Consider the following 13,505-nt stretch of genomic DNA (forward strand, 5'->3'; position numbering starts at 1 on the left):
AACGTAACTTCATCTTTAAATCAAATTCTAACCGCGCATTGCACCTTGAACAGCCGTAAGCACATCCGTAATCGCCATTCGATCCGCTGCGCCGCTCACGCCGCGCAACTTCCATTCCACTTGGCCGTCCGCCACCCCTTTTCCAACTACAATTCGAATTGGAATGCCGATCAAATCGCTGTCCTTGAGCTTCACGCCAAGCCGCTCATCGCGATCATCCAGCAGAACATCGATACCGGCTGCCTGCAAGTGCGCATATAGATGTTCAGCCACATCCATCTGCAGGCTATCCTGCGTTGAAACCGGAATGAGGTGAACATCATACGGCGCAACGGCGCTAGGCCATATCATGCCGTTCTCGTCATGATGCTGCTCAATGATAGCCGAGAGCAGCCGCGAGATGCCAATCCCGTAACAGCCCATAATGATCGGCTTCGTTTCACCGGTGGAATCCACGAACTGCGCGCCAAGCTTCTCACTGTACTTGGTGCCGAGCTTGAACACATGTCCGATCTCGATACCGCGAATCGTGCGCAGCTCCCCATGCTCGCAGCTCGGACAACGATCGCCTACCTCTACATTGCGGAAATCTCCGGTCCTCTCCAGAGAGAAGTCTCTCCCAGGCACAACTTGACGAACATGATGGTCCGTTACATTAGCACCAGCGATTCCGGCCTTCATCTGTGCAACTTCCAGATCAACCAGCAGCGGAATCGCCAGTCCAATTGGCCCGGCGAATCCGGTTCCCGCACCGGTAACCGTTCTAACCGTATCCGAATCAGCGAGAGTAAGCGTTACGGCTTGGAGCGCATTGAGCACTTTCGTTTCGTTAATGCTGTGGTCACCGCGTACAAGAACCGCAACGGGTTTACCATCAGCTAAGTAGATCAGCGTTTTAATCAGTCCATTATGGCCTATGCCAAGCCCTGAAACCAACTCGTCAATCGTTCTCATGCCAGGGGTATGGAATTGTTCCGCCGCGGCTTGCAAACCATCCTCAGCCTGATCTCTAATTAGACGTCTCTTGTCCGCTTCCACTAATGCTGCTTCACGACTAATCGCTTTCTCCATATTCGCCGCATAATCACAAGAACTGCAAGTCACCACGTCATCCTCGCCGGATTCCGCTATCGCCATGAATTCATGGGTTCCGCCTTCTCCGCCTATTGCCCCGGCATCTGCTTGAACCGCTCGGAACTCCAGTCCACTTCGCTCGAAGATTCGATGATACGCCTCATACATCGCCTGATACGTCCGATCCAAGCCCTCCCAATCGCTGTCAAAAGAATACGCATCCTTCATGACAAACTCTCTGCATCGCAGCAAACCAAAACGTGGCCGACGTTCATCGCGGAACTTCGTTTGCAGCTGGAACAATGTGACAGGAAGCTTCCGATAGGTCGAGATCTCCTGACCGACAAGCTGCGTAATGACTTCTTCATGCGTCGGTCCAAGCACGAATTCGCGACCGTTACGATCCTGCAGCCGTACCAGTTCCGGCCCGTAAACCTCATATCTCCCTGATTGCTGCCATAGATCAGCAGGCTGGAAAGCGGGCAGCAGTACCTCTTGTGCTCCGGTCTGCTCCATTTCGTGGCGAACGATAGCTTCTACCTTACGCAGCACGCGTCGCCCTAAAGGCATGAAGGAATAGACGCCGGCGGAGAGCTGACGAATAAATCCGCCTTTCACAAGCCACTTATGACTGACGGCTTCCGCGTCTGCAGGCACTTCCCTCATTGTTGGCAAGAATACTGACTTCTGTCTCATCGTAAACCCATCCTTTCACCATACAGTAGAATACAAAAAACACGCACCCATCCCTGGTTAAGGGACGAGTGCGTGCTCGTGGTACCACCCAAAATTCAGCCGTCTAACAATGCGGCTCTCTTGTACGGATAACGGGGCGGTCCCGGCTGCAAATACGGAAAGCAAGGTTCCTTGCAGCGACTACAAGGCTGGGCAGCTCTTGGATCTGCGGGAAGTCTCTCAGCCGGGGGACTCCCTCTCTGGGCACAGAATAACAAGAAAGCATATCCTTGATCACGGTCGTTCAATTTAATGTGATTCTAAAGGTACAACAAGTTTAGCTGCAAGTCAACCGGCAAACGCGAATAGGCTAGTACTAGAACGAAGATGAAAGCAGGTGGTTCGACTTGCTCGATCTTGACCCGATCAAACGACATTTTCGCAATTTGGAACGGATGCCTGTTCGGCTTGCAATCGGGGCTCTACAGGTCGATGTGATCAAAATCAACTACGTCCCTCCCGGCCCGGGCTGGCAAGTACCCGAACATAAGCATTCCTCCTATGAATTTCACTTCATCACCTCGGGTAAGGGGCTCGTTCGCATGGAAGAGATCCCTTTCCACGTCGAACCTCACCATTTTTACTTAACCGGCCCTGAAATCATCCATGCGCAGTTCTCCGATCAGCAGGAACCGATGGCTGAGCTATGTTTGCAATGTCAATTTACGGTCCAGGAGAATGTCGACCGCCATACCTTCGAAGAAGCCAAGCAGCTGCTCGACATATTCAACACGCCTGTTTACTGCAGTCTCCCCGACCTCCGCGGTGCCATTCCTTTATTCATGTCATGTGCAGATGAAGCAAACCGTCAACTTGTCGGCTACTATTCGGCGATACAGAGCCGGATTGCCGGCGTCATTATTTCTACGGCCAGAATGCTTGCCGGTAATGACTTACGGGCTACCTATTCCGTGCCCGTCAAACGGCAAGGCTATGAAGTCATCCTCGAAACGATCCTGTTCCTTGAAGATAACTACCAGCACCAGATAACGCTTGAGCAAGTCGCCGATCATGTGCATTTCAGCCCGCGGCACCTTGGCCGGATGTTTAAACTTGTCACCGGTAAAACGATGAATCGGTACCTCACCGAAATCCGTTTAAACCGAGCGATTCATCTGCTGCGACAGTCCGATTACTCCTTGGATCGAATCGCGCAAGAAATTGGATTTGCGAATGGCAGCTATCTGAGTCTGCTCTTCCGTCGTGTCTACGGTTATCCCCCAAGCGAGCAGCGCATGAATGCGAACACCCACTGCTAATACCGAATATCGTCCCAAAATTATAAGCTATACATCAAAAATACCGCGAAACTCATCCACTTGTAACAATATCAACGCCTCTTTCACATCACATACGTCACAATAATCCTCTCCCGAATTAGGTCCGGAATGTAAAGGAGGGATCTCTAAATCGACCGCATACAATGACTGTGTAAGCGATTTCAACTTTTAAGGAGGTATCGTGATGAAACGAGTATCAAAATGGGTGGCAGCTCTGATGATCGCCGTCCTTGTATTCGCAGGTTTTAACTTCATAGGCGTCCGCGAAGCTGCGGCAGCCGGTCCGCAAGGGATCCAATTCGGACGTCCTATCGACGATTCCGGTAACATTCTCATTACGAATCAAGTTGCGCAAGCGCTTGCCGACAGTGGAGCGGGATTTGTCCGGCTTAACTTCCGCCTCGGTCCCTACACCTCGGATACAGCGGCATTTTACAGCACCTACGATACGATCGTGAATAGGCTGCGAAGCAAAGGGCTTCAAGTTATCGGACTGATTTCTAATGAATCCTGGCCCGGTACCCAGTCAGATTGGACGAATAATAATGCAGAGAATACGCCCGGAGGAGATGGCTACAACAACTTTATCGACCAGTTCGGCTACTTAGCCGGACGGATGGCCGGCCATTACGACGGCGTCATCAAGTATTGGGAAATCTGGAATGAACCGAATTGCTGGGGCTCGAATCCGTCACCCGGCGTGTACACCGGATGTTCCTTCATTTACCCTTCGAATTTCGCGGCAATGCTGGGCCACGTCTACACGCAGATGAAATACTACAACAACTACGATGTCGAAGTCATTAGCGGCGGTATATTCGGACACGATATTGCTGGTTACTCCTCCGGCGGCTCAGGTGCCGACTATCTTAGCGATACGTACTATGAAGGCACGACCGTAGGGAGCTGGAATTGGATTCAATCCAATGCAGGATCCTATCCTCTCGATCATATCGGACAGCATATCTATATCGATCAAGGCGGCAGCGTATCCACCACACAGCTGAACAATTACATCAACTACGTACACAGCGCATACGCAGCCTATGAAGGTTCGGGAACGACTAAGAAAATCTTCATGACAGAGATCGGCTGGACGACAGATGCCGTCAGCGAGGCGGTGCAAGCCTCCAATATTACGACAGCTTACAACGTCATGAAAGCCTCGCCGTATATACAAAGCGGCGTATGGTTCTACCTCCAAGATGAGCCGTCGCTCAGCTATGGTATTTTCAAATCCAGCGGACTCGGCTCTACGGATAAGAAAACGGGCTGGACCAATTTCCGCAATGCTACGGCCTACGAAGGCAAGCTGTCCGGTGGAACAACGAATACAAACATCCTCAATTATTTCAACAGCCACGGCGGGATGGCGACAAACGGGTCCCCGTATGACAATGGAGGAAGCGCATATGTTCACTATTGGGACTATGGGTATGTACAGGATTTTGACGGCGGAAGCATCGGACCGAGCGCTATAATGACATCCGGCAGCGGGACATTCCAAGTCCGCAACGGCTTCTGGCAAACGTACCTGCAGGGCACAAACCATACTTACCTCCAGTTTCCGACGAGCGATGAATTCGCATATGGGGCAGGCACGAGACAAAATTTCCAAGGCGGATACATGACGTGGGATCCGACGAATGGCATTCAAGTGTTCTAGAGGATAACAATAAGGAGAGGCCGGCTGCGCCTCTCCTTTCTTTGTGATGTGCACCGTTTTTTTAGTTCATCCATTTTGTTTGGTTTACATAATTATATTTATGTCACTCGTTTGCTCGTGCAATCAAACATTAACAAACAATGCCGTAACATACATAATCAGAATTCCCAGAAACAGACTCCCCAGATTGCTCCAGGACACCACTGCTCTGTTGCTCTTTCCCGCCTCTCTGACAACCATTTTACTAATCACGTAAATGACCTGCAGAATCGCACCTGCGCCAATGCCGAAGAACAATGCAGCGAAAGCTTCGTTGAAAATAAAGCCCCCAGTCCACGTTCCGATAATCGCAGGTCCTCCGCCGAGTAACGCCAATCCCACGAATGTTCGCCAAGTCGGGCGATCTTGCAGCAGCGGAGCGGCAATTCCGACGCCTTCCGTGATGTTGTGAAGCGTAAATCCAATGATGAGGAAGGTGCCGAGCGCCGCTTCACCGGCTGCGAATGCAGCACCGATGGCAAGACCTTCGCCGAGATTGTGAATTCCGATCCCTCCGGCGATTTTGTATGCGACTTGTTTGCCGCTAACCGCACCTTTTCGCTCGTTGGCTTGATCTATCGCTACGAGGAACAAGAAACTGAGCAGTGCGCCGAACCAAACGAGACCGTTGCCTTGGAAGATACCGGCTGCTTCTGCGCCTAATTCAAATCCTTCCTCAAACGTATCAATGACAAGGAAGAACAGCAATCCCACCGTGAGAGCCAGTACAGCCTGCATCCCGCGCTGCGAGAATCGACGTAAGAAGGGGAACCAGAGCAGTCCTAATCCAACGGGAATGACACCTACATAGAACCCGATCAAGGCAAATTGGGCTATGCGCGTAACATCCGGTACCGGCGTCAACGCGGCAACAGGCACTTCACCTGCGAATATCAATCCGTTCGTCGTAATGAGCTTGATTTCGTATGGATCTCCCTCAACCCAGCCGTAAGGAATGAAAATTTCGGTTTGACCGAGTCGTCCGATTGATGCACCGGGATGAAAATCCGCATTCCAGAATGCATCATTCACAAGCACCTGTGCGATCGTAACTTCCTCTGGCCCGGTGTTCAGCACATGCAGAGTAAAACCTTCCTCGGTGAGCACGATCTTCTGAACGTTAAGCGCTTCGATCGGCGCGACAGGCTCATCCTTAATGCCGGTTCCTATAGTCGAGATGAAGTAAATAATCAGAATAAGGAGAATGAGCGGAGCGCCTCCCCATATCCAGAGCAGCTTACTTCTGGGCTTTTGTTTATTGGTATTCGCGACTTTTATCTCCATGTTAACCCCTCCCTCCTATTTGACATCGAAGAATCCCATCCAGCCAAGCTCTGCAAATTCACTTTGATGGGCGTGGAACATGTACTGACCGGGTTCCGGGAATACAATCTCCAGAATTCCGCGCTGTCCTTGACACTGCATGATGGTGTCGGTCATGACAGGTCTGGCATCCGGGTCCGCTCCAACCTCGTAGTACTTAAAGAAGTTCGCATGAAGATGGAAGGAGTTAATTAGATCAAATTCAGTTAAATTGCTTAAGTAAACGCGGACGAGCTCGCCGGCTTTCACCGGAATCGGCCAAGCTTGGAATGCGAAAGCATAACCATTAACGGTGTAGATTTCATTCTCCCCGTCTAAGTCCAGATCGAAGCCATTCATAACCATATTAAGCTCACGAGCCTTCTTCCTCGGCACCTTCGGATCCACGATGAAATTCCCGTACAGTCCCTTATGAATGTGTTTGGATAAAGGCGGAATATGACAATGGTACACATGCATGCCGGCAGGTTTGGCTTCAAATTCATAGATAAATTCCGTTCCTGTGGGAACCGGTTCAATGCCGTCCATTCGGGTTGGATGCACGCCGTGAAAATGAATCGAATGCGGGTGCGAGGAGCCGTTCCAGAACTTCACCCGAACGATATCTCCCTCCGTGCAGCGGATCGTAGGTCCGGGAATGGTCCCGTTATAGGTCCAACCGGGAAACGTGATGCCTTTCGCAATTTCGACATTCGAATCCGAAGCCACCATGGTATATTCGCGTACTGTCTTTCCGTCCGCACGGGTACTTACTTTCCCGTAATCGAATTCTGTCAGCGATTTGATCGCGGCTTGCAGACCATAGGTCTGGTCTTTGCCGGGATCATATCCATGCGCCATTGTCTGATGTTTATGCTGCTTTAATGCCGAGTGCACCTCATGTTTGGTCATCGCCTTGACCGGCTTTCCCAGTAATGAGCCCGGGCTGAATAAGCCTCCGGTGAAAGCACCTAAGACACCTGCAGCTCCCCATTTCAGTACATCGCGCCTGGAGACAGGGCGTTTGAGATTAAATGCCATGATGCCACCTCCTATTTTGCGTAAAGTAAATTAAGTTTTCCGAGTGCAAAAAAATAACTAAAAAAATATTTATGTGGACAAGGGACAAAATGTTTCCCTAGAGCAAAACTCGAATGACTTAAATATATGCTGAACCACTGCGTTTGTAAACCATAAATTTCTTCACTGCAAAATAAAAAGAACCCGACGTTGCGACAGATGCACACCGTTCGCGTCCTTTCAATACGAATGCCACATGCCGAAACTCGCAACTTGAATTGGTGTACGCTTCTTGCGCTGCATGGCATATTAATATTTAAAACAAGCCGACGATCCGAAAGGTGGTATCGATCCGGATTTCTTGTCGATCGGGTCGGTCGGGCCGGTCTTCTTGATTCTAACGAATCGTAGAGGTCTTATTAGGCAGGATTTCGGCTCTTCGAGAATCTAACGAATCGTAGAGGTCTTATATTGGGATAATCAGCTCCAAAAAACGTAAAACACATCAAATAAGACCACTACGATTCGTTAAAATTTGTCCAGCTCATTTTCAGGGTAAATAAGACCTATACGATTCGTTAGAGATTACAGCCTGCAAATACTTCGAACCCTTGTGCCGCTCCCAAACCAACTTTCTCGCCACAATCCGAAACTCACTATTACCACCCACCTACCACAAGCCAACTCTAGCTACCCCTATTCGGCCAACTGCCACATTCGAATTCGCTACTCCGATGTTTCTAACTTAAATAAACTTTGCCCATCTAGTTGCCATGACCGGAACTCACTGCCCCCTCCAGCCAGCTGCTACAATCCGATACTCACTACTCCCATCCAACTACCACAAGCAACCCCAATCGGCCAACTGCCAAAATCGAACTCACTGCCCCATCCCGCCGCCACATATCGCCTTCAGCTCTCTCTAATATTCAACACGCCGGCATCGTGCGATAAATGCACGTTCTAAGCACCATCTCGACTTCCTATATATTCCCAAGTTGAGAACCATTCACTTCGCAAACAAAAAAAGCCCGCGGTTCGCGAACTTTTCTCTGACATCTCCAATATTTCATGCCGTTAATAATAGAATTAACCACATTAATAATCTAACTATTTCTCATTCACTACTCTCGCCACTGACATATTCCAAGCCGGCCACCCGCCACGCTGATTCGCCTCATCGAGCATGCTTTTCTTCACATTCTCAATGGCCTCAGCAAGCGCTGGTTCTTCTTTCTGCAGCTTGATAAGTGTAGGAAAAGCATCCGTCGAGAGCGATCCCAAATACTGCATATCGATCTTTCCGGTATCCTGGTAACGAATCATGTTCTGCTTCGCGATAATCGCATCCACGTTCACAAAGTTAATGATGATATAAGCAGTAACGGCAAGTCCTATGTAAGCCTTCGCCAACGAGAAATGCTCACTCCAGATCCGCATGAAGGAAACGATGAGGATGAGACCCAGAAACAGCATAAAGCCTTGAACGAGTATTCTTGTTTGCGTATACCCATAAGCTGATTCATAGAGCGACAGCCTGCTATACGCAGATACCAGCATAACGACCGTACAACCGACCAGCATGCTAAGAGAGAGCTTACGTACCCATTCGGCCACTGTCCCCTCTCTTCGAATGAAATGAAGGCCGCTGAGCAGCAAGACGAGGTTAATAAGGGCAACAACGACCAGCTGAGCGAACCCCTGCCTCGCGTACTCGGCATAGGCAACACCATCAGGCAGCAAACCATTCGCAGCCCCGAATAAATAAGAGAATTGAATCGCTGCGAAAACAATATAAACAATGTTGAAACTGATGAGCAGCGTACCGGCTGTAAGCGCATCGAGTGAAAGCGGTGCTTGCTGTTTCACAGCAGTAGATCCAGCGGCTGTAAGAGCGCCGGCGGAGCCTACGTCACTGCCATCCCTCCACTGGTCATCCGTTCTGCGGAAGAGCAGCGTCCATAAATAGCTGAACGAAAAGACTGCAATGAACACTGCCAGTACTGTTCTGGTAAACAAGGTGCGAATCGAGTAATCGCCGAATACCTCAGGTAATCGGTTTAATAAATCCATAAAGATACGGTCCGCCGAAGCGAGCAGCAAGATCACGACAATCAGAAGCGGTGACGCGAGAAGGAGACCGAGCAAAATCCGGCGAACCTTACCGCTTCCCGGATTTCCCCCGCTATTTTGCAGAGGAGAAACACGATTCGCGAGCAGACCAAATGGAACGGTGAAGTAAGAAAACGGCTTGATAAGACTTAAATAAAGCACGTCTTGATAGAATGCAGTTCGAAACCAAGGCTTCGTACTGCTTCGTGAAAGCAATACCGTTTGGGCTGCGACAAGGGCCGGCAATACAACAATATTGAGCAAACGAAACAGCTCATTGTTAAAGAGCATATAGCAGAGCGACAGAAGCGCGACCGGCAAACTCAGCAGCCAGCCTGATTTGGATTGTCCGCGCCATTGATCGAATCCGCCAATTCTCCCTTTAATGGCGTAGAAGAACAAGCCATAGAATACACAGGTAAACAGTGCTACCGATATCCCCAAACTATTTCCAACGAATAAATACTGACTGAACACCCCAAATGCTAATGAGCAAAGCGCCATCTTCTCATATCTTCTTTGCCATGGTGCTGGATCTCTCAAAGGGCTCACTCCCGACATGTGTAATGCATTAGCAACGATTGTACATTTCTCCTATATTATTGTAGCCTATAAAATAAGAAGAAAAAGTGTAAGATTTCATAAATAAATTTCATATTTTAAGTCGGGAGACGAACTCACGATGAAAATGAGGCAGCATTACATCGCGCTTCGAAGCGCTCTGCCGCAGCTGCAGGAGCAAGAACCTTATGAAGTAACGACGCAGGAATTGGCCGCAGCGCTGGATTGCACGCATCGCAATATGGTCCTCCTGCTGCAGCGCATGCAGCGTGAAGGCTGGTTAAGCTGGGAACCGAGACGCGGGCGCGGAAATCGCTCAGTCCTGAAATTTCTGGCGAGGAAAGAAGAGATCGTGCTGCAGGAAGCGCAAGAAATTGCCCAGAAGCAGGACTTGCAGGTGGCAATCTCCTATTTGCAAGCGATGGACAGCGAGGGCTCATGGGGGCTGCGAGCACAGTTTCAAGAGTGGCTGTCGAAACGGTTCGGCTTTCATTCCGAAGTATTGGGTGAGCGTCGCTTGGACATCCTGCGATTTCCGCTCCCACAGACCATTCATTCTCTGGACCCCGCCTCCATCCATTACTCCGGAGAAGCACATCTGGTCAATCAGCTCTTCGACGGGCTTGTACGCATAAATCCTTCAGGCGAGACCATTCTTCCGCATCTTGCGCATACATGGGATATCGATAAGACGCGCACCTTATGGACCTTTTACCTCCGCAAAGGGGTCCTCTTTCATCACGGACGAGAGATGGTCGCAGCCGATGTCGTATTCACTTTCGAGCGTCTGAAGGCTCTTGCCCCGCGGGGCTTGTATAACTGGGTTTACAGGGGCATCGTCTCCATCGAAATGTTGGATGAACGCACCGTTCGATTTGTACTCGAGCAGCGAAATGAAGCTTTTCTCCCCTTCTTGGCTACGAATCGAGCATCCATTGTCCCGGCTCCGGAAGCTTCGCCATCGTCGAAAGCGGTCCATAATGGTTCCGATCGGTTCTCCTATACGGAGTTTGGGCTGCAACCGATCGGTACAGGCCCGTTTCGCCTTGTAGATCGTGAGCATGGGGTCATGGTGCTGGAGGCCTTCCCTGCTTACTTTCAAGGACGGGGCTTTCTGGACCGCGTTGAGGTATGGACTCAGCCGCTGCAGCAACAGCTGGACGGACAAGCAGAGCAGCCGGCCTTCCAGGTTATGCATAACGTCCGCTTATCCGAAACGGCAACGGAGCAATGGCAGCAGGTTCGCCAATCCGGTACGACTTGCAAGTTTCTGACCGTGAACGAGCTGCGTGAAGGCCCTCTTACAGATGCCGTTATGCGCGAAACGTTCGATATGCTGCTTAATCGCGCAGAAATCATAGAACGTCTCTCCGGGGACGTTATCGAGCCTGCCGACAGCTTCTGGCCTCAGTCTTCTACGAGCGGATATCCTTACGCAGCGGCTCCGGATGACGCGCAGCAACGCCTTGCAGAGGCAGGCTATAAGGGCGAACCGATCATTCTTGCGACTATACCGCAATATGAAGCCGATGCGATAATCGTGCAGCAGGTTTGCGCGTTAGCAGGCATTACGCTTGTGATCAAGTTCATTCCCGCTGAACAATTCAAAGGCGAAGAGCGCTTGCATGCCGATTTGCTGCTGTTTGCGATCATGCTGGACGAGCACCGCGAGCTGCGACTCATTGATTTGTTCAAGAGCATGCAGCTGCATATGCGGCCGGATACGCAGGCGATTCTGGAGCAGCTGCTGACCGACTTGTTGTCCGAGTCCGATGCCAAGCGCAGAGCAGATCGATTCCGTCAGATCGAGCAGCTGCTAACTGCAGCTCACAGCCTCATGTTCCTGTATCGCAAGCATCTCAAAACCGCCTTCCATCCTTCGATACGGGGAATTTCGCTGGAATCGCTCGGATGGGTACATTTTCGCGACCTCTGGTTTACTAATCTGCCGGAATAAAAGAAAGCCGCTCCAAGCAGCCAGGTCAATGACTGTTTGGAGCGGCTTTTCACTTGTTGCAGCTCAATTAGAATACCTTCGTCGTCCACGATTCACAGTTCCAAGTATCGGTTACAACATCGCGGTAGAAATCAGGTTCATGGGAAATCAGCAGAATGCTGCCTTTATAAGCTTTGAGCGCACGTTTGAGCTCATCCTTCGCGTCTACGTCCAAGTGGTTCGTAGGCTCATCGAGCACGAGCAGGTTCGTCTCGCGGTTGATCAGCTTGCACAGGCGTACTTTCGCCTTCTCGCCGCCGCTTAATACCGCGATTTTGCTCTCGATATGTTTCGTAGTCAATCCGCATTTCGCCAGTGCGGCCCGCACCTCGAATTGATTCAGGGAAGGGAACTCATTCCATATTTCATCGATACACGTATTGTAATTCGCGTCTTTCGCTTCTTGCTCGAAGTACCCGATCGACAAGATTTCACCGCGTTGCACCGTACCGGAAATCGGCGTGATTTCGCCAAGAATACTCCGCAGCAGCGTAGTCTTTCCGATGCCGTTTGCCCCGACCAGCGCAATCTTCTGACCGCGTTCCATAAGCAGATCAAGCGGTCTGGATAACGGCGTGTCGTATCCGATGACGAGATCCTTCGCTTCGAAGATCAGCTTGCTTGAAGCTCTGGCATCCTTGAAGTTAAATTGCGGCTTCGGCTTCTCCTTCGCCAGCTCGATAACATCCATCTTATCCAGCTTCTTCTGTCTGGACATGGCCATATTACGCGTAGCTACGCTTGCTTTATTACGCGCAACGAAATCCTTCAAGTCCGCGATTTCTTGCTGTTGACGTTTGAACGCGGATTCCAGCTGTTGTTTCTTCATCTCATGCACTTGCTGGAAATGCGAGTAATCGCCGACGTAACGATTCAGCTCTTGATTTTCCATGTGATAGATCAAGTTGATTACGCTGTTCAAGAATGGAATATCATGCGAGATCAGGATGAAGGCATTCTCATACTCTTGCAGGTAACGCTTCAGCCACTCGATATGCTGTTCGTCGAGATAGTTCGTCGGCTCATCCAACAAGAGGATATCCGGCTTCTCCAGCAGCAATTTCGCAAGCAGTACTTTCGTACGTTGACCGCCGCTTAGATCGTTAACGTCTTTGTCCAGACCGATATCCGTCAGACCAAGTCCGCGTGCCGTTTCCTCAATCTTGGCGTCGATCATGTAGAAATCCTGATTGGTGAGGGTATCTTGAATCGTTCCGACATCCTCAAGCATTTGGTCCAGCTCTTCGGGCGTCACATCGCCCATTCTGCCGTACATGTCGTTCATCTCTTGTTCCATGTCGAACAAGTATTGGAAAGCGCCCTTCAGCACGTCACGGATCGTCATGCCTTTGTTCAGTACGGCATGCTGGTCGAGATAGCCAACGCGCATCCGCTTGGACCATTCGACTTTCCCGTCATCGGGCTGCAGTTTGCCGGTAATGATATTCATGAAAGTGGATTTACCTTCGCCGTTCGCGCCGATAAGTCCGATATGCTCTCCCTTAAGCAAGCGGAAAGATACATCGTTGAAGATTGCACGGTCTCCGAAACCGTGGCTCAGTCGTTCTACGTTTAATATACTCATGAATGACACCTTTTCTGTTAGACTTTTTTCTCGTTATATTATAGCGTTAGACGCCTCACAACTCAATCATTTCGCTTACGATTCTTTCGGCACAAACCGCTGGAAAGCTAATGAACGATGCCCAAGCAAGTAATG

Annotated in this window: 8 protein-coding genes; 3 read left to right on the plus strand and 5 right to left on the minus strand. The window is 50.2% G+C overall.

Annotated elements, in window-relative coordinates:
• Positions 1-27: 27 nt before the first annotated feature.
• Positions 28-1,770: a proline--tRNA ligase gene (locus tag BM412_RS09830; protein ID WP_091216945.1), complete on the minus strand. Its 1,743-nt coding sequence runs from the start codon at positions 1,768-1,770 to the stop codon at positions 28-30.
• 386 nt (positions 1,771-2,156) lie between these two features.
• Between BM412_RS09830 and BM412_RS09835 the strand changes: the two genes are divergently transcribed.
• Together BM412_RS09835 and BM412_RS09840 are read left to right on the plus strand one after the other, a co-directional pair.
• Positions 2,157-3,068, plus strand: coding sequence for an AraC family transcriptional regulator (locus BM412_RS09835; RefSeq protein WP_091216948.1), 912 nt, complete (start codon positions 2,157-2,159; stop codon positions 3,066-3,068).
• A 205-nt stretch (positions 3,069-3,273) separates the two neighbouring features.
• Positions 3,274-4,755, plus strand: coding sequence for a glycoside hydrolase family protein (locus tag BM412_RS09840; protein WP_091216952.1), 1,482 nt, complete (start codon positions 3,274-3,276; stop codon positions 4,753-4,755).
• Between the two features lie 123 nt (positions 4,756-4,878).
• Here BM412_RS09840 and BM412_RS09845 read toward each other — a convergent pair whose 3' ends face one another.
• The 3 genes from BM412_RS09845 to BM412_RS09855 all read right to left on the minus strand — a co-directional run bounded on the left by BM412_RS09845 (position 4,879) and on the right by BM412_RS09855 (position 9,771).
• Positions 4,879-6,078 carry a ZIP family metal transporter gene (locus BM412_RS09845; protein ID WP_091216954.1) on the minus strand — a complete coding sequence of 400 codons (1,200 nt, stop codon included), beginning with the start codon at positions 6,076-6,078 and terminating at the stop codon, positions 4,879-4,881.
• A gap of 15 nt (positions 6,079-6,093) precedes the next feature.
• Positions 6,094-7,137: a multicopper oxidase domain-containing protein gene (locus BM412_RS09850; protein WP_091216957.1), complete on the minus strand. Its 1,044-nt coding sequence runs from the start codon at positions 7,135-7,137 to the stop codon at positions 6,094-6,096.
• A 1,089-nt stretch (positions 7,138-8,226) separates the two neighbouring features.
• Complete coding sequence (locus BM412_RS09855) at positions 8,227-9,771, minus strand: DUF4153 domain-containing protein (RefSeq protein ID WP_177245744.1); 1,545 nt, start codon at positions 9,769-9,771, stop codon at positions 8,227-8,229.
• A gap of 139 nt (positions 9,772-9,910) precedes the next feature.
• Between BM412_RS09855 and BM412_RS09860 the strand changes: the two genes are divergently transcribed.
• Positions 9,911-11,746 carry an ABC transporter substrate-binding protein gene (locus BM412_RS09860; protein WP_091216961.1) on the plus strand — a complete coding sequence of 612 codons (1,836 nt, stop codon included), beginning with the start codon at positions 9,911-9,913 and terminating at the stop codon, positions 11,744-11,746.
• A gap of 67 nt (positions 11,747-11,813) precedes the next feature.
• On the opposite strand, the gene BM412_RS09865 is transcribed toward BM412_RS09860, so the two are convergent.
• Positions 11,814-13,370, minus strand: a complete 1,557-nt coding sequence (locus tag BM412_RS09865; protein WP_091216964.1) for an ABC-F family ATP-binding cassette domain-containing protein — start codon at positions 13,368-13,370, stop codon at positions 11,814-11,816.
• Positions 13,371-13,505 lie beyond the last annotated feature (135 nt).

Source organism: Paenibacillus sp. BC26, from assembly GCF_900116125.1.
Lineage (GTDB): Bacteria > Bacillota > Bacilli > Paenibacillales > Paenibacillaceae > Paenibacillus_Z > Paenibacillus_Z lignilyticus.

Coding starts and splice junctions, on each gene's coding strand:
- BM412_RS09830 (WP_091216945.1), bottom strand. CDS start 1,770: ATGAGACAGAAGTCAGTATTCTTGCCAACAATGAGGGAAGTGCCTGCA.
- BM412_RS09840 (WP_091216952.1), top strand. CDS start 3,274: ATGAAACGAGTATCAAAATGGGTGGCAGCTCTGATGATCGCCGTCCTT.
- BM412_RS09845 (WP_091216954.1), bottom strand. CDS start 6,078: ATGGAGATAAAAGTCGCGAATACCAATAAACAAAAGCCCAGAAGTAAG.
- BM412_RS09850 (WP_091216957.1), bottom strand. CDS start 7,137: ATGGCATTTAATCTCAAACGCCCTGTCTCCAGGCGCGATGTACTGAAA.
- BM412_RS09860 (WP_091216961.1), top strand. CDS start 9,911: ATGAAAATGAGGCAGCATTACATCGCGCTTCGAAGCGCTCTGCCGCAG.
- BM412_RS09865 (WP_091216964.1), bottom strand. CDS start 13,370: ATGAGTATATTAAACGTAGAACGACTGAGCCACGGTTTCGGAGACCGT.